Source organism: Halopenitus sp. POP-27 (genome assembly GCF_029889855.1).
Classification (GTDB): domain Archaea; phylum Halobacteriota; class Halobacteria; order Halobacteriales; family Haloferacaceae; genus Halopenitus; species Halopenitus malekzadehii.
Genome location: NZ_JARANU010000004.1, coordinates 26,292 through 47,169 on the forward strand (window position 1 = coordinate 26,292; position 20,878 = coordinate 47,169).

A 20,878-nucleotide genomic window follows, 5' to 3' on the forward strand; every position below is an offset into this window, starting at 1 on the left:
GGTGCCGACCACGATGAAGCCGAGGAGAACCCCGAATGACCGGGGACGACCACGGATCCGCCGACGGTGAGCCCGGACCGGCCGATGCCGAGGAAACGGCGTTCGCGGTCGTCGGCGGCGGAATCGTCGGCGCGAGCGTCGCCTTTCACCTGAGCGAGCGGACCGACGAGCCGATCACCGTCTACGAGCGCGGCGAGCCGGGCGGAGAGACGACGCGGAAGTCGACCGCGATGATCGGCGTCGCGGGACCGGAGCCGCTCTACGAGCTGCGCGCGTACGGCATCCGCCTGTACAACGACCTCCTCGACGACCCGACCACGGCACCGCAGTACCGCGGCGCGGGCCGGCTCAGGGTGACGACCGATCCGGACGTCGCCGCGGGCTTCGCACGGCTGGCGATCGCGGCAGAGGGGCGGACGGACGACGACGTACCGGCGTCGACGGCGATCGAGGGGATCGATGCGGCGACGCTCACTCACGGCACCGCGGCGTTCGTTCCGGGCGAGGAGATCCGAGGCCGGCTGCTCGTGCCGCCGGTGAACGACGAGATACTCGAGGGGGCGCTGTACCGTCCCGAGTTCGGCTACGTCAGCGGCGACGACACGCTGGGTGCCGGGGAGCTGGCCCGCGAGCTGCTCGAACGGGCGAAAGAGAACGGCGTCACGGTCGAATCGGAGACCGAAGTAACCGGGATCCACACCGCGGAAGGGCGCGTGGTCGGGATCGAGACGCGGCCAGCCGGGCGCACGGAGACGAACGCGGCTTCGAACGCGGGAGCGCGCGCGACTTCGGATGCGGGAACGAGCACGGGTCCGGATACGAACTCGACCACGACCGTCGTCGAGACGCGGAACGTGATCTGTGCGGCGGGGCCGTGGAACCCCGGGCTCGCGGCGACCGCGGGGATCGAGATTCCGGTCGAGCACGTCCGCTCGCCGGTGTTCTCACTGAAACTCGACCGACCGCTCCCGTACACGCTGCCGATGATCAAGTCGCACGAGTCGTCGGTCGGCATCCACCCGAAACGGCGGGACCGCGTGCTGGTCACGTACACGCCGCGACGCGACGGTGACGGGGATGGGAACGAGAACGGGCGATCCGACGAACACGGGAGCGACGGCGGGGCGCTCCGGGACCCGTCGACGGGTTCGAACACGCCCCGGGACGCCGAGCGACGAACGGCGCTCCGGTGGGCGGAGCGGTTGGTTCCGCTGCTCGCTGACGCGACGCTGACGGACGAGTGGGTCGGGATCGGGACGAAAACACCGGACGGTGCGCCGATCGTCGGACCGACGGCGGTCAAGGGGCTCTCGCTTGCGGTCACCGGATCTGGCATCCAGCTTGCCCCCGCAGTCGGCGATATCCTGGCCCGTCGACTCGTCGACGGCGAGATGACCGCCCACCACGACGCGGTCACGCCCGCGCGGTTCGCGGACGATCCAAGGCGCTGACGCGGGTCGTGGTCGCTCGATGCCGGCGGATCAAGCGAAGTCGCCGAGCCCAAGCTGGTCGTCGTCGCCGTCGTCATCGGGAGCGTCGCCACCAGCAGCATCGCCGTCACCGGTACTCCCGTCGTCGCCAGCAGTCGCCTCGTCATCGGGCGCGTCAGCTTCGGTCGCCACGGCAGCCTCGGTTGCCGTCCCATCAGCATCGCCGTCGTCCCGGTTCGGGACCCCGGCGAAGGCGCCGGCGGCGTGTTCCTCGAGCAACTCCTCGCGGCGGTCCTGGGCGTCCTCGACGATGGACGCGACCTTGTTCGTCGACTCGCCGGAACCGGTGATGGCCGACACCCCGGCGGCATCGAGGTCGTAGGCGGCGGCCATCCGGACGGTCAGATCCCGGGGCGAGCAGTGGTGGGTCATCGTGGCGAGGAAGGGGAGGACCTGCAGCCGGGCGGTCGCCATACTGCAGCCCTCGGCGGCGGCGATCCGTTGGACGATCTCGTCGACGGTCGCGTCCGAGGAGGGCCAAAACTGCGGTCGTCCCCAGCGCGTCCAGCCGCCGGCGGTGCCGTCGCGGGCTGCGGCGACGCCTGCGGCGGCGTTGTCGGTGACGTATCGCCAGTAGGAGTAGTTCTGCGTGGCGCGGACACGGCCCAGCCAGACGTCGGCGTTCGCGAGGAAGTCGTAGGCGCGCGTGGCCTCGGCGGCGTCGTAGGTCTTCAGGAGATTGCCCTCGATCCATTTCGTGAGGTCGTCGGGCGTCTCGTCGACGGCGTAGGCCGACTCGAGCGCCTCCTGAGCGCCCTCCTCCTTCAGGACGGCGTCGAGAAACGGGAAGATCCCCAGCGACCGATCGCGGTCGCCGGTGACCACGTCCGCGAGCTCGATCCGGTTGCGCCCCTCCGCGATCGCCTGAAGGTCGTTGACGGCACCTCGGAGGTCGCCGGCGTTTTGCTCGGCGATCCGCTCGAGCGCGTCGGACTCGAAGGCGACGTCCTCCCGCCGACAGATGTCACGCAGGACGGGGACGATCGACCGCGCGGAGACGTCCCGGAACTCGATCTCCTGACAGGCGTTCCTGAGCCCGCGGGACATCTCGTAGTAGTCGTTCGCGATGAGGACGATCGGCTGGCCCGCCTCCTTCACGAGGTCGGTGATCGCGGAGGCACCCCCCCGGTCGTAGTTGCCGTGGATGTTGTCGGCCTCGTCGACGATGACGAGCTGGCGGCTCTCGGTGTCGCCGCCGGCCGCGCCGCCGCCGGCCGCGCTGCCACCCAGGGTGGCGTTCTTGGCCGCCCGACCCGCGAAGCGCTCGATCACGTCCCCGGTCCGTTTGTCGGAGGCGTTGAGCTCGACGGTCTCCCACCCGCGGTCGGCCGCCAGCGCGTGGGCCGCGCTCGTCTTGCCGATCCCGGGGCTGCCGTGGACGACCACCGCCTCGCGGTGGTCGTCCCACGCGTCGGCCCACTCGGAAAGCGCCGAGACCGCCTCGTCGTTGCCGCGCACCTCCGAGAGGCTCGTCGGGCGGTACGTCTCCGTCCAGTCGCTCATTGTCGAGGCAAGGGGGGAGGTGCGGTTAGTGGTTTCGGAGCGGCAGGCCGGGCGTGTCCGAGGACGGTTCCACGGTGGGGGCCGGTCGGGCCGGACCGGCGAACCGGTTCACGACGCGCCGACCGGACCTACTCCTGTGCGTCGACGACGGCGACGCCGGCGAGGTTCACGATGTCCTTCACCTCGTCGCCGCGCTGGAGGACGTGGACGGGCTCGTCCATCCCGACGAGCATCGGACCGATCGCCTCGGCGCCGCCGAGGCGCTGGAGCAGCTTGTAGCCGATGTTGCCGGACTCGAGGTTCGGGAAGATGAGCACGTTCGCCGGCTCGTCGAGCTCGGAGAACTCGTAGGTGTCCTCGAGGATGTCCTCGACGACGGCGGTGTCCGCCTGCATCTCGCCGTCGACCGGGAAATCAACCTCGGGGTCCTCGTGGAGCGCCTCGACGGCCTGCCGGGGCTTGCGGGTGCCCTCGTTCTCGACGCTGCCGAAGTTGGAGTAGGACAGCATCGCGGCGCGCGGCTCGACGTTGAACCGGCGGGCCAGATCGGCGGTGTGTTTGGTCACCTCCGCGAGCACCTCCTCGTCGGGGTTCTGGTTGACCGTCGTGTCCGCACAGAACACGACCCGGTTTTTGAAGGTGAGCAGGTAGACGCCGGCGACGTGCTCGGTGTCCTCGGCCGAGCCGATCACCTGCAGCGGCGGACGCAGCGCGGAGGGATAATGGTGGGTGAGCCCGGTGAGGAGGGCGTCGGCGTCGCCGCGCTCGACCATTACGCTGCCGAGGTAGTTGGTGTCACGGTGGACCAGTTCGCCGGCCTCGGTCCGGGTGATGCCCTTGCGCTTGCGGATCTCGTGGAGCCGGTCGGCGTAGGGTTCGAGGCTGCGCTCGCTGGGGTCGACGATCTCCGGATCGAAGGAGAGCCCGAGCCGCTGGGCGGTCCGGCGGATCTCGTCGGCGTCGCCGAGCAGGACCGGCTCGGCGATCCGCTGTTCGGTAAGCTGGTAGGCCGCACGGATCATCTTCTCGTCGGTTCCCTCCGCGAGCGCGACGCGTTTGGGGTCGCTTTTCGCCTTGTTCAACACGACGCGCATCATCTCCCGGGACTTGCCGAGCCGGGCCTCCAGACGCTCGCGGTACTGGGCGACGTCGACGGCCGTTCGGGCCGCACCGGAGTCCATCGCCGCCTGCGCGACGGCCGGAGCGATCTCGAAGAGGACGCGTGGGTCGAGCGGTTTCGGGATGAGGTACTGGGGGCCGAACTGGAGCGGGTCGTCGCCGTAGGCCTTCACGACCGCGTCGGGGACGTCCTGGCGCGCGAGCTCCGCGAGGGCCTCCGCGGCGGCGCGTTTCATCTCCTCGTTGATCTCGGTCGCGCGGACGTCGAGGGCGCCCCGGAAGAGGAACGGGAACCCGAGGACGTTGTTCACCTGGTTCGGGTAATCCGACCGGCCGGTCGCCATGATCACCGTGTCGTCGCGGGCGCCCTTCGCGTCGTCGTAGGTGATCTCCGGGTCGGGATTGGCCATCGCGAAGAGGATCGGATCGCTGGCCATCGACCGAACCATCTCCTGGGAGACGATTCCGCCGACGGAAAGGCCGGCGAAGACGTCCGCGCCCGCCATCGCGTCCGCGAGGTCGCCCTCGGGGACGTCGCGGGCGAACTCGCGTTTGAACTCGTTGAGTTCGTCGTTCTCGGCCCGTTGCTCGGTGATGATGCCCGTGGAGTCACACATCGTGATGTTCTCCTTGCGGGCGCCAAGCGAGACGTAAAAGCGGGCGGTGGCGATCGCGGAGGCACCGGCGCCCGAGAAGACGATCTCGACGTTCTCGATGTCCTTGCCGGTGACCTCGAGGGCGTTGAGCAGCGCAGCCCCGGAGATGATCGCGGTGCCGTGTTGGTCGTCGTGGAAGACGGGGATGTCCATCCGATCACGGAGCCGGCTCTCGATCTCGAAGCATTCGGGCGCCTTGATGTCCTCCAGATTGATCCCGCCGAAGGTCGGCTCCATCGCGGCGACGCTCTCGACGAACGCGTCCGGATCGGTGATGTCCAGCTCCACGTCGAAGACGTCGATGTCGGCGAACCGCTTGAAGAGGACGCCCTTCCCCTCCATCACGGGCTTTGAGGCGCCCGCGCCGATGTCGCCGAGTCCAAGCACGGCCGAGCCGTTCGAGACGACGCCGACCAGGTTCCCCTTCGCCGTGTACTCGAAGATCCGGTCGGGATCCGCCTCGATGTCCAGACACGGGGCAGCCACGCCCGGCGAGTAGGCGAGACTCAGGTCCCGCTGGGTGTTCGTCGGCTTGGTCGTCGCGATCTCGATCTTCCCCGGCGGCTCGCTCCGGTGGTACTCCCGCGCGTCGTCGTCCATTCCCATACTCACCGCTTCCGGCGAGCGACCAAAAAGGTAACCGATACCGTCGATATTGAACGTCGACGATCGTCGAAATATGTCACCGGTCACGCCGTCGCTGAGGTCATCGGCCGGTCACGCCATCGCTGAGGTCATCGACCGGTCACGCCATCGCCGAGGCGGTCGACGAGGAGCCGCTCGAACGGCGCCGAATACTGCATCAGCATCGTTCCGATGACGCTCATACAGAGCACGTACGCGACCGTGAACGCGTATATCTCGTCGGCGACCGAACCGGCAAGGCGGGTCCCCTCCGCGAGCGCGACCGAGGCGATGATGAGCGAGAACTCCCCGCGGGTGACCATCCCGAGCCCGACGCGCGTCGATCGCCGGGTGCCGAGGTCGTACACGCGCCCGCCGAGATAGCCGGAGACGAACTTCGCCGGTGTCGTCACGATCACTGCGACCGCGACGAGGCCGACGACGCCGCCGAACAGCGAGGGATCGGTCACGAGACCGATCCAGAAGAAGAAGACGGCGGCGAAGGCGTCCCGGATCGGTTCCAGGCGGTGTTCGAGCCGGTCGACGTGGCTCGTCGCCGAGAAGGTCATCCCGACGAAGAAGGCCGCCACCGCCTCGCTGACGCCGAGCGCGAGCGCGGCGCCGGCGACGAAGACCGTGACCCCGATCGCCCGCAGCAGGAAGAACTCACTCGAATCGGTCGCGAGCAGCCGCTCGAACGGGGCGCTCCCGTAGACGACGAGCGCGAGCAGCAGGAGGATGAAGCCGATCGAGACCCCGACCGAGGTCGCCGCCGCGCGCAGATCACCGCCGCCGAGGATAACCGCGGAGACCACCGCGAGATAGACCGCGATGAACAGGTCCTCGTAGACGAGCGTTCCGAGGATCGGGCCGGCCTCGTCGTTGGCGATCCACCCCTGGTCGATGAGCGACTTCGTGATGATGGCCGACGAGGAGATGTAGACGATCCCCGCGAACAGGACGGCGGGAAGGGCCGCGCCGAAGAGGACGTAGCCGAGCACCAGCCCGATGCCGAAGTTGACGACCAGGTCGATCGTCCCGGCGCGACCGATCCGGTCTTTGCTCTCGATCAGTCGGTCAAGGTTGAACTCCAGCCCGAGGAAGAACAACAGAAAGACGATCCCGAGTTCCGCACCGAGGGAGACGAAGGCCGTCTCCTGGACGTACCAGCCGCCGACGATGGGGATCGAGGCGTTTCCAAGCACGAACGGGCTCAGCGCCATCCCGGCGAGAATATAAAAGGGGATGACCGACTGGCCGAGCCGGCTCGCGAGCGCGCCCACGAGCGCCACCGCCGCAAAGAGGACGCCGACCTCGAACAGCAGGGATTCAGCCGCCATCGGGACTCTCCGTCACGGCGTCGATCACCGTTCGTCGACCGGTCGACCGAGGTGCTCGCCCAGCGCCTCGACGCTCTCGCGGTCGCCGACGACGATGAGGGTGTCACCGACCGCGAGGGCGGTGTCCGGGCCGGGGCTGGCGATGACCTCGGATTCGCCCCGTTGGATCGTCACGACCGATGCGCCCGTCTCGGCGCGAAAGTCCATCTCCCCGAGGGTCTTGCCCACGACCGAGGAGTCCTCAGTGACCTCGAACCACTCCAGCATCGCGCCGCCGGGCAGCATCGCCTCCTGCACGTCGTGTTCGACGGGCTGGAAGTAGGCGCCCTCGAGGATCGTTCCGACGGTCCGAGCCAGCTGATCGGGGAGGTCAAAGAGCTTCTCGGAGTCCGCGTCCGGACTCGGTCGTTTATAAACCTCCCGGCGGCCGCTGTTGTGTGTCAGGACCACGAGCGTCTCCCCGTCGCCGAGGTCGATCTCGTGTTTCTTCCCGACGCCGGGAAGTTCCGTCTCTGTGACCGTCATATCACGATCGTTGGGCGAAGGGATTCATAAAGGGACGCGGTCCGGCGGCGTCCGTGGATCGGACAGTCATCCACGAGGCCGCCGCGGCCGATCCATCACCCAAGGACCGCGACGACGGTCCAGATCCCAGTCGCGGCGAACAGCGGGATCGTGAGGTTGTCGTCGACGGGCTGGCCGCGGATCAGCGGCGGAAGCCCATCGGCGATCGTCGCACCGATCGCGCCGACGACCGCCGCGAGGGCGCCGATCGTGGGTCCGAACGCCGGGACCGTGATCGGGACGGCGACGGCGACACAGACGAGGAAGGTGATGACCCAGACCGCCGGGCGTTTGTACTCGTCGGCTGCGTTCCTTCCGAGCGCGCCGCTCACCGGATCGCCAAGCGCCAGCATCCACAGCGTGGGGATGGCGATCGACGGGGAAAACCAGACCACGACGCCGGTCATACTCAGCTGGTAGAGCGCGTATCCCGCGACGTTGTCCCGCTCGTAGGGGCGCGTCAGCGTCCGAAAGATCGCGTGGTCGCGCCCGATCCCGAGTCGAAAGAACTCGAGGACTGCGACGACACACAGCCCGGCAAGCAGGAGGATCCGCGTTTCGGGCCAGTCGATCCATCCCAGCAGATACGGCGCGACATAAAAGGCCCCGCCCGCGTGAACGAGCCGGCGCTCCAGCTCTATCCGGTCGCGCCAGCCGGCTGAACCCGAATCGTGGTCGCTCTCGCTCTCGGGTCGGGGGGCCGGCATCCGCCTCAGGCGGCCTCGACGTCCGTCTCGACCGAGTCGTACCGTTCGAGAAGGGTCTCGAAGCTCGCCGCGCCGCCGTCGCCGAGCAGCGCGGCCAGTTCCTCCGCGAGCGCGTCGACCGGGACTCGGACCTGTCTCGCCGCGTCACGCTCGCGAACCGTGACCGAATCGGGGCCATCGCCCTCGAGTCCGTCGCGGTCGACCGTGACGCAAAACGGCGTGCCGATCTCGTCCTGCCGTCGGTAGCGCCGGCCGATCGATCCGGAATCGTCGTGGGCCACCGAGAGCCCGTGGCCGCGGAGGTCCCCGGCGATTCGGTCGGCGAGATCGACCAAGCGGTCGTCGTTGCTCACGAGCGGGAACACCGCGACGTCGACCGGTGCGATCTCGGGCGCAAGCTCGAGGTACGTGCGCTCCTCGCCGTCGATCTCGTCGACGGTGTAGGCGTGCGCCAGGACCGTCTGGACGATCCGGCCGATCCCGAACGAGGGCTCGATGACGCTCGGGATGATGTGTTCGCCGGTCTCCGTCTCCGTCTCGATCGAGAAGTTCGCGACGTCCGTCTCGACGGTGGCGGCGTCGTCATCCGGAAGATCGACGGTCACCGTCTCGGCATCGAAGGCGTCAGGGTCGCGTTCGGCCAGCGTCTCGAGCGCCTCGGCGACCGCACCGGCGTCCCCGCCGAACTCGGGACCGAGCACGGACATGTCGGGGTCGACCGTCGCCCGCTCGACCGTCTTGGGCTCGTCGTACCGCTTGAAGACGGTGAAGGAGTCGTCGGCGTGGGCGTCGTGTTTCGAGAGGTCGTAGGTGCCCCGGTCGGCGAAGCCGGCGATCTCGATCCAGTCGCCGTCGACCTCGCTTTCGGCATCCCAGCAGTCGGCCGCGTAATGGGCACGCTCGCCCGGGAGGTGCTGCCGGAAGCGGAACCGGTCCATATCGACCCCGATCCGTTCGTACCACTCCTGCGCGACGCCGAGGTAGTAGCCGACCCACGCCGAGCCGATGACGCCGTCGGCGACCGCCTCGCCGACCGTCGTGTCGAGGTACGTCCCGTCGTCGGCCTCCTGTGCGGCGGCCGGATAGAGCCGGACGTCGACGTCGGCGACGCGGTCGAGCGGCGGGTCGTCGTCCTCGGGGTCGATGAACTGCTCGAGCTCGGCCTGGGTGAACTCACGGAGCCGCAGGAGGCCGCCCCGCGGCGAGATCTCGTTGCGGTAGGCTGGGCCGATCTGGGTGACTCCGAACGGGAGCTGTCCGCGGGCGTACGCCTTGATCCGCGGGAACTCGACGAAGATGCCCTGTGCGGTCTCCGGACGAAGGTATCCGGGCTGTGCGTCGCCGGGGCCGATGTTCGTCGAGAACATCAGGTTGAAATCCTCGACGTCCTGGCCCGCAAGCGGCGTCCCGCAGTTCGGACAGGCGATGTCGTGGTCGCGGATGAGCAGCTCGACCTCCGAGCTGGGTAGCGTCTCCGCGTCAGCGATCGACGTTGCGTCCTCGATGAGGTGGTCGGCGCGGTGGGAGACCCCACACTCGCCGCACTCGACGAGCATGTCGTCGAACCCGTCGAGGTGGCCCGACGCCTCGAAGACGGGCTCGGGCATCACGGTCGGGGCCTCGATCTCGTGGTTGCCCTCCTTGAGCGTGAACCGGTCGCGCCAGGCGTCCTCGACGTTTCGCTTGAGCGCGGCGCCGCGCGGGCCGAAGGTGTAAAAGCCGGCCGTCCCGCCGTAGGCGCCGTTCGAGCCGAAGAAGAACCCCCGGCGCTTCGCCAGCTCGATGAGCTGCTCGCCGGCCATCGCTTACAGCCCCTCCAGCAGGTCGACGTCCCGAACGATGCCGGCGAGCTCGCCGCCACTGACGATCGGGATCTGTTCGACGTCGTTGGAGATCATCTTCTGGGCGGTCGCCGCGGCGGTCCGCCGCCCCGAGACCGTCACGACGTCGGCGGTCATGAACTCGCTGACGGGGCCGACCGGCAGTTCGACGTTGCGCGTCGGGAGATACCGGTTGCCGACCGCCTTGATCCCCTCCCAGGCCCAGTCGTCGTCCTGGTTGGCGAAGCTGTCGCCGGTGCCCTCCTCGCCCTCGACGACGCGAGCGACCGCGAGGATGTCGACCTCGGTGAGGATCCCGGCCATCGTCGCGTCGTCGTCGAGGACGACCGCGTACGGAACGGCCGAAAGGCCGATCTCGCGTTCGGCCACCGGGAGCGGCGCGTCGACGTAGGTCGCGTTGACCGACGGCGTCGCGAGGTCGCCGACCGCGGCGTCCCCGTCGACGTCCTCGCGCGCGATGGCGCGAACGACGTCGGTCACGGTGAGGATCCCCACGAGCGCGTCACCGTCGACGACCGGCAGGCGACGTGCGTCCTCGGCGACCATCACGGCGGCCGCCTCCCGGATGTCCACGTCGGCGCCGGTCGTCGGGACCTCCCGCATCAACATCGCAAGCTGGTCCTCGTCGGGATGATCGATCAGGTCGTCGCGGGAGACCAGGCCGCGGTAGACCTCGCCCGAGTCGGTCTCCTTGACGACGGGAACCGAAGAGAATCCGTGGTCCTGAATGTACTCGAGGACGTCGTCGCGCGTCCCGGGGATCTCGACGACCACGAGATCGGAGCGTGGCGTCATCGCGTCGGCTACGTTCATAGCCCGCCTTTCGCCACCATACCTCTTGTATACTGCGAAGGGCGCCCGACGGCTCACGCCGTATCGACCGTTCGATCACGGTGCCGTCGGGGTTCGACCGATATCGGCGTCTCCGTCCGGTATCAGTTTCAATATCAAGATAGTATTGGACGATAAACACCACGTTCACACGCTTGGAAACGTGTTCGATCGTCGTTTGTCCACCACGATCGTGTATACCGCCGCGGTTCGTGGATTCGGTTCGATGAGTTTATATGTGAGTGCGAATTGATGTCAACCATGTCACGGAGTTCCACTCCCTGGGACGAGCCGGACACCAAACCACGCGACCCGCCGCTGCCGCACGCGCGGGACGCGCTCGAGCCGGTGTCATCACCCGACGTAATGGCGTCGATCGACGCCACCCCGTCCCGGTCGGAGTTCGTCATCGCGGACGTCTCCCGGGAGGACGCGTGGGTGTCGGTCGAGGAGTCCGCCGCCACGGTCCTCGAGGAGTGGTGCTGATCGTTCGTAGCGACCGCGGATAGCGGCGACCGTCCCTTTAGCCACCACCACCGACAGAGCGGCCTCCGTCCTCGGCGACGACGCCGTCAGCGGTGCGAGGGTCCACGTCCGGCGGCGTCGGTCGGTCGAAGACCTCGTTCGCGTTCCCACGCCCGAACCAGCGCCGCGATCGTTCGACAGGTCGGCGTCTCGACGCCGTGGGTCTCCCCGCGGTCGATCGCCGCCCCGTAGATCGCGTCCACCTCGGTCGAGCGCTCGGCCGCCCGGTCCTGCCGCATCGAGGAGTGGTTCGCCGCCGTCGCGTCCGCGACGCGTTCGAGGGCCGCGAGCGCGTCGCCGTTCGAGAGGTCGACCCCCTCGGCACGGGCGACCGCCGCGACCTCGCAGGCCGCCTCGCGAGCGACCTCACTCGCGGGGCCGGCGGCCACCGCGGCGTTGTCGACGTCGGCGAGCGCCGTCGGCCCGTTGATCCCGGCGTTGACCGCCAGCTTGCGGAAGCGACGCCGGGGCATATCGGCCGCCGAGGCGGCCGTGATCCCGGCGGCACGGAACGCCGACGCGACCCGCTCGGCGGCGGGCTCCTGTCCCCCCGAGAGCGCCCCGACCGTCACCTCCCCGACGCCGGTACACTCGACGCGTCCGGGCGCCACCAGGCGGGCGCCGTAGGTGGCCGTGCCCGCGAGGATGCGCGTGTCAAGCGCCGCGAGGAGTCGTTCCTCGGTGAGTCCGTTCTGGAGGGAGACCACGGTGTCGTAACGACCGGTCGCGAGCACGCGGGCCGCGGCGTCGGTGTCGCCGGCCTTCGTCGTCACGATCGCGACGTCGGCGCGTTCGCCCGTACCGTCCGTGAGCGCGCGGGGACGGGTGTGTGCCTCGATCGCCCCCTCGATCCGGAGGCCGTCCTCGCGAACCCGGCGCATATGTGGGTCCCGACCGACGAGCGTGACGTCGTGGGTTCTGGCGAGCAGCCCGCCGACCAGGCTCCCGAGGCTGCCGGCGCCGAAGACGAGGATCCGCATACATCCGGATCCGACGTGGATCGGCAAAACGGTTGGTGGTCCAGGGGCCGAAAACGATCGGTGGTCCCGAAGCGGGCGGCCAGCCGTGATGCGCTCGATCGATCCTCAATCCCTGATCCCCGGTCCCCGATCTCTACTCCCTCAGCGGAGCAAGTATCATATTTATATATAAAATTGTAACCAGACATATTAGTACTCATATGTGATGGCGTTCCGGACGTCGCCGACGCATCAGAGACGGCGTCGACGTCACCGATCGCCGGAATACGCGCGTATTCGGCACGTCGATCCGGGGCGCAGCAACGACCAGCGATCGAGACGCGATCGGCGACGACGATCGGAGTTCGCGGACGGGTTTACCGATTTCTACGTGTCTCAGTCGCTATGGGAGGTATCGATGGAGGAGGATATTATTTTGTTTATATAGTATTTGAAATAATATACTAGATAACTATAGTCTTTATATTACTTTTCTAAGGACGTCCGTTCGTCATCGGAGTACCGATCCCCCATCATACTGATCCCGCACACCCGATCCCACATACCCGATCCCGCATACCCGATCCGGCCCCTTCCCGGGGGGCGCGGCAAATCTCACTCGAGGACGTCCGGGTTGGCGACGTACTCCTCGTCGACCGCCCGCCCCTCGAGGACGTCGATGAGGTTCTCCGCGGTAACGTTGAGCATCATCGTCCGCGTCTCGACGGTGGCGCCGGCGAGGTGTGGCGTCGTGAGGGTGTCGTCCCGGCCGAGCACGGGGTCGTCCGGCGACGGCGGTTCCTCGTGGAACACGTCCAGCACCGCGCCGCCGATCCGGACCCCCTCGAGGGCGTCGTGGAGCGCCTCGCGGTCGATCACGGCACCGCGTGAGGTGTTGACGAGGAGGGCCGACTCCCGCATCGCGTCGAGTTCGTCCGCGCCGATCAACCCGCGCGTTTCCGGGGTGAGCCGGACGTGAACCGAGATGACGTCCGACGTCGCGAGCAGGTCGTCGAACGAGACGAGCTCCGCGCCGACGTCGGCGGCCTGCTCCTCGGAGATATAGGGGTCGTACGCGACGATCCGCTCACAGAACGGGCGGATCCGTTTCGCCGTCTCGGAGCCGGCGGCCCCGAGTCCGATGATGCCGACGGTCTTGCCGCGCAGTTCCGTCCCCCACCAGTCCTCTGAGCGCCAGCCGCCGGCCTCGATGTGGTCCTGTGCCTCGGGAATGCGCCGGATGTGTGAGAGGATCGCGCCGACGGTGAACTCCGAGACCGCGACTGCGTTCATCCCGGGCGTGTGCAGGACGACGACGCCCTCCTCGGTGGCCGTCTCGACGTCGATGTTGTCGATCCCCGACCCCGGCTTCGCGATCGCTTTGAGGTTCGGCGCGTTTCGAATGAGGTCGGCGTCGTACTCGTTTTCCGAGTGGACGAACAGCCCCTCGGCGCCGTCGACGTGGCCGCGGAGCGTTTCGGGGTCGTAGCGTTGCTTGTCGATCACGCGGACGTCGACGCCGTCGAAGGCCGACTCGACGCGATCGATCGACCGCGTACTGAGGATGTCGTGGCTCACGAGGCGCCATTACCGCCCACGTGTAAAAACTGTTCGGGGGAGCACGGGCGATATCGGAGCAGCGTGGGCGATATCGGAGCAGCGTGGGCGATATCGGAGCAGCGTGGGCGATATCGGAGCAGCGTGGGCGATATCGGGGCGGGCCGACAGCGGGGGAGAACTGACGGAGATCGGCGCCAGGCGCGGATCAGGCGACGAGCTCGCGGAACGTCTCGAGGCCGGCGTCCTCGAGGGTCCGGATCGTCTCCGCGAGGTCGTCGACGCGCTCGGGGTCGAGTCGGGTCTCGGCACACTCGCGGAACTTCGCCTGAAGCCGCTCCTCGCTGACCGGGTTGTTCGGGCTGCCCGGTGCGTACTGCATCTCCCCGCGAAGACTCTCACCGGACGTGGTGGTCACGCGGACGATGGCGCCGTACCCCGCGAACTCCTCGTCGAACAGGTTCTCCTCGAACGCACGCGACACCATCGAAACGGCCTCCTTCGTCGCCGGCTCCTGGACGTACTCGTCGGTGAACTCGTGAATGCCGGCGTCGCCCTCACGGAGCACTGCGGCGAGGCAGAACTCGATGGAGAACTTCGCCTGCAGGGCGTTATCCGGCTGTTCGTGGTGGAGCATCTCGCTGGCCGCGTCGTCGAGGGTCACGACGACGTCCTCGACGGTCTCGGGCGAGAGGTCGTGTTCCCGGACGAGATCGCGCATCGCGTCCATCGCGGCGTGGGTGATCACGCCGGACGGGTACGGCTTGAACCCGATGTCGGGGACCGCCCATTCCGAGCCGAGATCGTCGGTGATCTCGGCGGGGTCGTAGGCGTCGTCGATCGTCATCACGCGGTTGTAGCCGATCTTCCCCTCGAGGATCTCGGTATCGGCCGTGAATCCGGATCGGGCAAGCAGCGCGGCTCGAACACCGATCTGTGCCGCGTGACCGGCGTGCAGCGGCTTCGTCATCGTTCCGAAGTTCTTCTTCAGCGCCGAGGATCCGGAGGCGACGATCCCCAGCGCGTTGGGAATCGCGTCGCCCTCGAGGTCCATGATCGTCGCCGCCGCCGCGGCAGCACCGAACGATCCCGCGGTGCCGGTGCTGTGCCACCCGTTCTGGTAGTGTTCGGGATACGTACTGTGACCGACCCGGTAGGCGACCTCACAGCCGACGACGTAGCCGGTGAGGAGGTCGGTGCTCGAGGCGTCGACCTCGTCGGCGGCGGCCAACGCCGCCGAGAAGACGGGCGAGGTCGGATGGATCACGATCGACTCGAAGGTGTCGTCGTAGTCGACGGCGTGGCCGAACGCCCCGTTCGCGAGCGCGGCGGCCGGCGCCGACCGCGACTCACGGGCATACACGGTCGCCTCCCCGTCTCCGCCGTGAGCGTCGACGTAGTCGTAGATCGTGTCGCCGAGTTCGTGGTGGGCCCCGAACAGCGAGACCCCGACGTTGTCCATGATCGCGGTCTTGGCGTGATCGAGTACCGGATCCGGGATGTCGTCGTAGGTCGTCGACTCGATGAACTCACAGAGTACGGCTGTTTCTCCCATACCCGGGAGTCGCCGTCCGGTCACATTAGCGTTTCGTTATCACGGACCACGATCGGCGGACCACGGTCGGCGGACCGGCTCCGGATCTCGTCGGTCATTCCACCGCCGGAACGGTCACGACCGGGATCTCCGTCGAGAGCAGCACGGACTGCGTCACGCTGCCGAACAACGCCTTGCCGATCGGCGTCTGCTTCCGGCCGCCGACCACGAGGTAGCGGGCATCGATCGAGTTCGTGTAGCTGACGAGCTCCTGTGCCGGGTTCCCGATCCGGCCGACCGGGACGAACTCGTCGGTCATCTCCGCGGCGACGTCCGCGGCGTCGCTTTCGGCGCCCTCGAGAACGGTCTCCGTGCCGCCGCTTGCCTCCTCCACTTCCTCCCGGTCGCGAACGTGAACGACGTGAAGCTCCTCGTCGAACACGTCCGCAAGGGTCCGTCCTTCAGTAACGAGATCCGAATCGGTCGCGTCGTCGACGGCTACCACGATTACCATACCCGATACCGACAGGACGGATCATAATAACGGTTGGGGGTCATCGTTGGCCACCAGCGGTGACGGCACGATCGGAGCACGGCGTCCCGGCACGATCGGAGCACGGCGTCCCGGCACGATCGGATCCGGTAATACCCCAGTGAAACCGAAGAGGTAAACGGGTGTGTGAGAAACTCGGCGCGAAGGAGTCACACACAGTACAATGGTCACCCGGAATCTCGCGAAGCGAGCGGGAACCGTCCGCGATCGCCTTGCCTCCTATGAGGTCGTGTTGTTGATCTCGGGGATCTGGTTCCTCGTGCAGGGGCTTCGATACCTGTTCCCGCCGCTGTTCGATACGTTTCAGACGACCTACGGCGTCTCGAACACCGAGACTGGGCTCCTGTTCACGGCGCTGCTCGTCGGGTACTCGATCGTCCAGTTCCCGGCGGGGACGCTCGCCGACCGGTTCAGCGAAGCCAAGATGATCGCCGCCGGCGCCGCGGGGTTCGCGGTCGCGGCCCTGATCGCGGCCAGCGCCCCGACGTTCCCGACGCTTGCCGGATCGGCGGTTCTGATCGGGCTCACGACGGGGATCCACAAGACCGTCGCCATCCCGTACCTCTCCCGAACGTACGCCGAACGGAAGGGATTCGCCATCGGGGTGATGGACACGATCGGCCAGTTCGGCGGCGCCGCGGCACCGCTTTTCGTCGCCGTGATATTGGTATCGGCGCTCCCGTGGAACGTCGCCTTTCTGACGGGGGCGGCCGTCAGCGCCGTGTTCGCAGGGTTGTTCTACGTTCGGGTGGTTCGGCGCGAGGACCCGGCAGGGATCGTCGACGACGACGGCGACGACGGTGACGGACAGGACGTCGAAAACGACGACGTGCAGGGCGTCGAGAATGACGAAGGGGTGGACGTCGAAGACGACGAGGACGTCTCCTACAGGGAGATCTTCTTCAACACCAAGTTCCTGCTGTTCGTCCTCATCGTGATGGCGTACACCTTCGCCTGGAACGGGTTCACCTCGTTTCTGCCGCTGTTCCTCATCGACGCAAAGCCCCTCGCGGACGAGACCGCGAGCCTCGTGTACAGCCTCCTGTTCGTCGCGAGCCTGACGCAAACCGCGACCGGCTGGATCAGCGATCGGCTCAGCCAGGTGAACATCATGTTGAGTCTGTTGTCCGTGATCGTCGTCGGCCTGACGCTGATACTGTTCGTCGACGGCGTGTGGGCCCTCGGCGGGCTGACGCTGATGATCGGGATCGGGTTTCACGGGTTCAGGCCCGTCCGCGATGCACACCTGATGGAACTCATCCCGGAGTCGATCCGTGGCGGGACGTTCGGGATCGTCCGGACGCTGATGACCGCGGTCGGGGCGATCGGGCCTGCCGCGGTCGGATACATCTCCGACGTGAGCGGCTACATCGCGGCGTTCTCCTTCCTCAGTGCGGTCCTCGCCGGATCGGTGGTGCTCATCATCGTGATGCGATCAGTGTGATGCGATCAGTGTGATGCGACCAGTGATGCGACCAGCCTGATGCGACCAGCCTGATGCGACCAGCCTGATGCGACCAGCGTGATCCCGGTGGCCCGTATCGAGCGTTGTGGAGGCTATCGTTCCGCATAATCGAACAGAAGGGGATCGTGAAACCGGACGAAACGACGCGCCGTGCGGATGGTGTTTACACAACTACTTGTGTAATTTGATGCTCGATCGCGGCGTGCGTCGGCAACGACGAAGATACGGTGGAACCACGAACGACGACGGATGCCCGAACGGTGATGGGAACGGATCCGTCGATCGACGCGAACAGCGGAGACGACACCCCGATGAACCGATCGAAGCGGACTCGACGGAGCGGAACGACGAAGCGAAACGACGAAGCGGAGCGACGGAGCGGACTCGCCGGCGGACCGTGCCGACATCGGCGGAGCATACCACATCGCGCGATGACGCCTCACTCACCCGGGAGGATGCGGTTCGAGAGCGATCCGAATCGAACCGCCGATGTGACCGCGCACGGCAATTCGTTCGATCATACAGAACGAATGTGGGATGACGGGTGGGGAGATCACGGCACGCCGTGACGGCAGTCGAGGCATCGATCCGCAGCGAACGACGGAGACGGAGAGTGACATAAACACACACATACACACACACACACACCACACACACAGAGACACGCCGTGTAGCCGACACGACGGGGATCAGCGGTGAATCGATACGGACGACAGGCGGACGTTTATTCCGTATAGCGGAACGATATCGAGCACGGGAGCGTCGACCGGGATGTGGTATCCGGGCCGATCACGTCCCGGGGATCGGGACCACAAACTTCCCCGTTCAATAGCTTTATTATGATCGGTATATTTTTGTATTGTACCTCAATGCTTCAGCGAGACACCGTCGAGCTCACCGATCAACAGCGATTGGTGCGTGACTCGATACGCGACATCTGTTCGGACTTCGATTCGGCGTACTGGCGCGACCAGGACGCCAACGGGGAGTATCCACAGGAGTTCGTCGACGAGCTCGCCGCCGGCGGGTGGTTCGGCGCGCTGCTCCCGGAGGAGTACGGCGGCGCCGACATGGGCACCGAGGAGGTGGTGGTGATGATGGAGGAGATCGCGGCCTCCGGCGGCGGCTTCAGCGCCGCACAGTCCGTCCACGGCGCGATCTACAACTCCGTTCCGATCGTCGAATACGGCAGCGAGGAGCTCAAATCCGACCTCCTCCCCGCGGTCGCCAGCGGCGAGACCTCGATCCAGGCGTTCGGCCTCACGGAGCCGAACGCGGGTTCGGACTCGACATCGATCGAGACGCGTGCCGTCCGCGACGGCGACGACTACGTCATCAACGGCCAGAAGATCTGGATCTCGCGGGTCGACGCGAGCGACTACCTCGTGTTGATGGCCCGAACCACGCCGAAGGAGGACGTCGAGAAGCGAACGCGCGGACTCACGATGTTCCTCGTCGATCTCGAGGACGCCTACGACCAGGGCGGTCTGGAGATCGAACGGATCGACAAGACGGCCAGCAACTTCGTCCACTCCTACGAGTTGTTCTTCGAGGACCTCCGGGTTCCCGCCTCACACGTGATCGGCGAGAAGGGCGAGGGGTTCTATCAGATGCTCGACGGCCTCAACGAGGAGCGGCTCGTGATCGCCGCCGAGTGCATCGGGCTCGGAGAGGCCGCGATCGAGGCGGGCGTCGAGTACGCGAACCAGCGGGAGGTCTTCGACCGGAAGATCGGGTCGAACCAGGCCATCCAGCACCCGCTGGCCGAGGCGCACGCACACGTCCAGGCGGCGAAGGGAATGGTGTACAACGCCGCCAGCGTCGTGGACGACGAGGCGGACTCCAAAAGCGTCGGCGCCCGCGCGAACATGGCGAAGTTCCTGGCCGCGAAGGCCGCCTTCGAGGCCGCCGATGCCGCCGTCCAGACCCACGGCGGGTTCGGCATCGCGCGGGAGTACGACGTGGAACGGTACCTCCGTGAGGCGCGTCTCACGCGGCTGGTTCCGATCACGCAGGAGCTCGCGTTGAACTACATCGGCGAAAACGTTCTCGGGTTGCCACGATCGTACTGATGAGGGACCGCATCACCGGGGATCTCCCGCGCCTCTCGGCGACCGAGGCGGCCCGCGAGGTCGGCGACGACGACACGCTGCTCGTGAGCGGGTTCGGCAGCGTCGGCTACCCGAAGGTCGTCCCGCTCGCGCTGGCGGAGTCGGACCGCGATCGATCCCTCACCGTGGTGAGCGGCGGGAGCGTCGGGCCGGAGATCGACGACGCGCTCGTCGAGGCGGGAGCCCTCGGGCGGCGGTTTCCCTACCAGGCTCGCGCGACGTCGCAGGCGGCGATCAACGACGGTCGTGTCGCCTTTCACGACAGGAACATCAGCACGCTCGGCGACGAAGTCCTCTACGGTGACCTGGCCGACGGCGACGTCGCGATCATCGAGGCCCTCGCGGTGGGCCCTGACTGGCTCGTCCCGACGGCGAGCATCGGCCAGACGCCCGCGTTCGTCGAGAACGCCGACCGGCTGATCGTCGAGGTCAACCGGACCGTTCCACGGGACGTCCGTGCGTTTCACGACGTCTATCGGACGGGACGGCCGCCGAACCGGGAGCCGATCCCGCTTCGGGATCCCGGTGGCCGGATCGGCACCGACCGCGTCACGTTCGATCCCGAGTCGCTGGTCGGGGTCGTGGAGTCCGACCGCCGGGATCAACCCTACGAATTCCGCGATCCGACGGCCGACGACCGCGCCATCGCCGACGCACTCCGGACGTTCCTCGAGGCCGAAGTCGAGCGGTCGCCGCTGTTCCGGGACTCCCTGCGGATCCAGTTCGGGGTCGGCAGCCTCGGGAACGCGCTGATGGGGGCGCTCGGCGAGGCGGACCTCGGCGATCGCGAGCTGATCTACTTCGGGGAGGTCATCCAGGACGGCCTCCTCGACCTGCTCGACGACGGGGACCTGGCGACCGCCAGCGCGACCTCGCTCGCCCTCTCCGCGGAGGGGCAAGACCGGCTGTTCGAGCACATCGACCGGTATGCCGAGGACATCGTGCTCCGCCCGGCGGACCTCTCGAACAGCCCGACGCTGATCGACCGGTTCGGCGTCGTCGCGGTGAACAGCGCCCTGGAGATCGATCTCTTCGGACACGTGAACTCGACGCATGTCAACGGAACGCGAGTGTTGAACGGCGTGGGTGGAAGCGGCGACTTCAACCGCAACGCGGCGTTGACCGTACTCGCGCTCCCCGCGACCGCGGCCGACGGCGACATCTCCCGGATCGTCCCGATGACGCCACACGTCGACCACACCGAACACGACATCGACGTCGTCGTGACCGAACAGGGCGTCGCGGACCTCCGCGGGGCATCGCCGCGGGAAACCGCGACGGCGCTCATCGAGAACTGCGCGCATCCGGCGTACAGGGACGACCTGCACGAGTACCTCGAGCGCGGCGAGCGACGCGGCGGGCACATCCCCCACGACATCGAGACGGCACTCGACTGGCACGTCGATCGATGATGACGGACGTCGATCGGTGATGACGGACGTCGATCGGCGTGGCAGGACGAAACGTGTGCCGTCCCGCCACGGGATACGGTAACGGTT

General features: G+C 67.3%; 16 protein-coding genes. 5 read left to right on the plus strand and 11 right to left on the minus strand.

Annotated features, from left to right (window positions below; translation table 11 throughout):
* Nucleotides 1-35 precede the first annotated feature (35 nt).
* Nucleotides 36-1,451: an FAD-dependent oxidoreductase gene (locus OQF70_RS03720; RefSeq protein ID WP_280535918.1), complete on the plus strand. Its 1,416-nt coding sequence runs from the start codon at nt 36-38 to the stop codon at nt 1,449-1,451.
* A 30-nt stretch (nt 1,452-1,481) separates the two neighbouring features.
* On the opposite strand, the gene OQF70_RS03725 is transcribed toward OQF70_RS03720, so the two are convergent.
* The 7 genes from OQF70_RS03725 to OQF70_RS03755 form a co-directional block, all read right to left on the minus strand.
* Complete coding sequence (locus tag OQF70_RS03725) at nt 1,482-2,993, minus strand: replication factor C large subunit (RefSeq protein WP_280535919.1); 1,512 nt, start codon at nt 2,991-2,993, stop codon at nt 1,482-1,484.
* 128 nt (nt 2,994-3,121) lie between these two features.
* Nucleotides 3,122-5,374, minus strand: coding sequence for an NADP-dependent malic enzyme (locus OQF70_RS03730; RefSeq protein WP_280535920.1), 2,253 nt, complete (start codon nt 5,372-5,374; stop codon nt 3,122-3,124).
* 128 nt (nt 5,375-5,502) lie between these two features.
* Nucleotides 5,503-6,732, minus strand: a complete 1,230-nt coding sequence (locus OQF70_RS03735) for a cation:proton antiporter (RefSeq protein WP_280535921.1) — start codon at nt 6,730-6,732, stop codon at nt 5,503-5,505.
* 24 nt (nt 6,733-6,756) lie between these two features.
* Entirely contained in the window at nt 6,757-7,257 is a 501-nt protein-coding gene (locus tag OQF70_RS03740) for a TrkA C-terminal domain-containing protein (RefSeq protein WP_280535923.1), read from the minus strand.
* Nucleotides 7,258-7,352: 95 nt separating this feature from the next.
* The gene (locus OQF70_RS03745; protein ID WP_280535924.1) at nt 7,353-8,003 is read right to left on the minus strand and encodes a dolichol kinase; all 651 of its coding nucleotides are present in this window, start codon (nt 8,001-8,003) and stop codon (nt 7,353-7,355) included.
* A gap of 5 nt (nt 8,004-8,008) precedes the next feature.
* A complete protein-coding gene (glyS, locus tag OQF70_RS03750; RefSeq protein WP_280535925.1) occupies nt 8,009-9,805 on the minus strand; it encodes a glycine--tRNA ligase in 1,797 nt (598 codons plus the stop codon).
* 3 nt (nt 9,806-9,808) lie between these two features.
* A complete protein-coding gene (locus OQF70_RS03755) occupies nt 9,809-10,657 on the minus strand; it encodes a CBS domain-containing protein (RefSeq protein ID WP_280535926.1) in 849 nt (282 codons plus the stop codon).
* Between the two features lie 279 nt (nt 10,658-10,936).
* Here OQF70_RS03755 and OQF70_RS03760 point away from each other — a divergent pair, with 279 nt between their 5' ends.
* Nucleotides 10,937-11,161 carry a hypothetical protein gene (locus tag OQF70_RS03760; protein WP_280535927.1) on the plus strand — a complete coding sequence of 75 codons (225 nt, stop codon included), beginning with the start codon at nt 10,937-10,939 and terminating at the stop codon, nt 11,159-11,161.
* Nucleotides 11,162-11,247: 86 nt separating this feature from the next.
* Here OQF70_RS03760 and OQF70_RS03765 read toward each other — a convergent pair whose 3' ends face one another.
* The 4 genes from OQF70_RS03765 to OQF70_RS03780 form a co-directional block, all read right to left on the minus strand.
* On the minus strand, nt 11,248-12,180 hold the full coding sequence (locus OQF70_RS03765; protein WP_280535928.1) for a ketopantoate reductase family protein: 933 nt from the start codon (nt 12,178-12,180) through the stop codon (nt 11,248-11,250).
* Nucleotides 12,181-12,774: 594 nt separating this feature from the next.
* The gene (locus OQF70_RS03770) at nt 12,775-13,737 is read right to left on the minus strand and encodes a hydroxyacid dehydrogenase (RefSeq protein WP_280535930.1); all 963 of its coding nucleotides are present in this window, start codon (nt 13,735-13,737) and stop codon (nt 12,775-12,777) included.
* A 187-nt stretch (nt 13,738-13,924) separates the two neighbouring features.
* Nucleotides 13,925-15,271, minus strand: coding sequence for an MmgE/PrpD family protein (locus OQF70_RS03775; protein ID WP_280535931.1), 1,347 nt, complete (start codon nt 15,269-15,271; stop codon nt 13,925-13,927).
* A 94-nt stretch (nt 15,272-15,365) separates the two neighbouring features.
* Nucleotides 15,366-15,764, minus strand: a complete 399-nt coding sequence (locus OQF70_RS03780; RefSeq protein WP_280535932.1) for a universal stress protein — start codon at nt 15,762-15,764, stop codon at nt 15,366-15,368.
* A gap of 202 nt (nt 15,765-15,966) precedes the next feature.
* On the opposite strand from OQF70_RS03780, the gene OQF70_RS03785 reads away from it, so the two are divergent.
* The 3 genes from OQF70_RS03785 (at nt 15,967) to OQF70_RS03795 (ending at nt 20,791) form a co-directional block, all read left to right on the plus strand.
* A complete protein-coding gene (locus tag OQF70_RS03785) occupies nt 15,967-17,247 on the plus strand; it encodes an MFS transporter (RefSeq protein ID WP_280535933.1) in 1,281 nt (426 codons plus the stop codon).
* Between the two features lie 890 nt (nt 17,248-18,137).
* Nucleotides 18,138-19,340, plus strand: a complete 1,203-nt coding sequence (locus OQF70_RS03790) for an acyl-CoA dehydrogenase family protein (protein WP_280535934.1) — start codon at nt 18,138-18,140, stop codon at nt 19,338-19,340.
* Nucleotides 19,340-20,791, plus strand: a complete 1,452-nt coding sequence (locus OQF70_RS03795; protein ID WP_280535935.1) for an acetyl-CoA hydrolase/transferase C-terminal domain-containing protein — start codon at nt 19,340-19,342, stop codon at nt 20,789-20,791. The genes OQF70_RS03790 and OQF70_RS03795 overlap by 1 nt, the downstream gene beginning before the upstream one ends.
* Nucleotides 20,792-20,878: the final 87 nt, after the last annotated feature.

Excerpts from the sequence above, each read along its gene's own strand:
- OQF70_RS03720 (WP_280535918.1), top strand. The coding sequence starts at position 36 with ATGACCGGGGACGACCACGGATCCGCCGACGGTGAGCCCGGACCGGCC.
- OQF70_RS03725 (WP_280535919.1), bottom strand. The coding sequence starts at position 2,993 with ATGAGCGACTGGACGGAGACGTACCGCCCGACGAGCCTCTCGGAGGTG.
- OQF70_RS03730 (WP_280535920.1), bottom strand. The coding sequence starts at position 5,374 with ATGGGAATGGACGACGACGCGCGGGAGTACCACCGGAGCGAGCCGCCG.
- OQF70_RS03735 (WP_280535921.1), bottom strand. The coding sequence starts at position 6,732 with ATGGCGGCTGAATCCCTGCTGTTCGAGGTCGGCGTCCTCTTTGCGGCG.
- OQF70_RS03740 (WP_280535923.1), bottom strand. The coding sequence starts at position 7,257 with ATGACGGTCACAGAGACGGAACTTCCCGGCGTCGGGAAGAAACACGAG.
- OQF70_RS03745 (WP_280535924.1), bottom strand. The coding sequence starts at position 8,003 with ATGCCGGCCCCCCGACCCGAGAGCGAGAGCGACCACGATTCGGGTTCA.
- glyS (WP_280535925.1), bottom strand. The coding sequence starts at position 9,805 with ATGGCCGGCGAGCAGCTCATCGAGCTGGCGAAGCGCCGGGGGTTCTTC.
- OQF70_RS03755 (WP_280535926.1), bottom strand. The coding sequence starts at position 10,657 with ATGAACGTAGCCGACGCGATGACGCCACGCTCCGATCTCGTGGTCGTC.
- OQF70_RS03760 (WP_280535927.1), top strand. The coding sequence starts at position 10,937 with ATGTCACGGAGTTCCACTCCCTGGGACGAGCCGGACACCAAACCACGC.
- OQF70_RS03765 (WP_280535928.1), bottom strand. The coding sequence starts at position 12,180 with ATGCGGATCCTCGTCTTCGGCGCCGGCAGCCTCGGGAGCCTGGTCGGC.
- OQF70_RS03775 (WP_280535931.1), bottom strand. The coding sequence starts at position 15,271 with ATGGGAGAAACAGCCGTACTCTGTGAGTTCATCGAGTCGACGACCTAC.
- OQF70_RS03780 (WP_280535932.1), bottom strand. The coding sequence starts at position 15,764 with ATGGTAATCGTGGTAGCCGTCGACGACGCGACCGATTCGGATCTCGTT.
- OQF70_RS03785 (WP_280535933.1), top strand. The coding sequence starts at position 15,967 with ATGGTCACCCGGAATCTCGCGAAGCGAGCGGGAACCGTCCGCGATCGC.
- OQF70_RS03790 (WP_280535934.1), top strand. The coding sequence starts at position 18,138 with ATGCTTCAGCGAGACACCGTCGAGCTCACCGATCAACAGCGATTGGTG.
- OQF70_RS03795 (WP_280535935.1), top strand. The coding sequence starts at position 19,340 with ATGAGGGACCGCATCACCGGGGATCTCCCGCGCCTCTCGGCGACCGAG.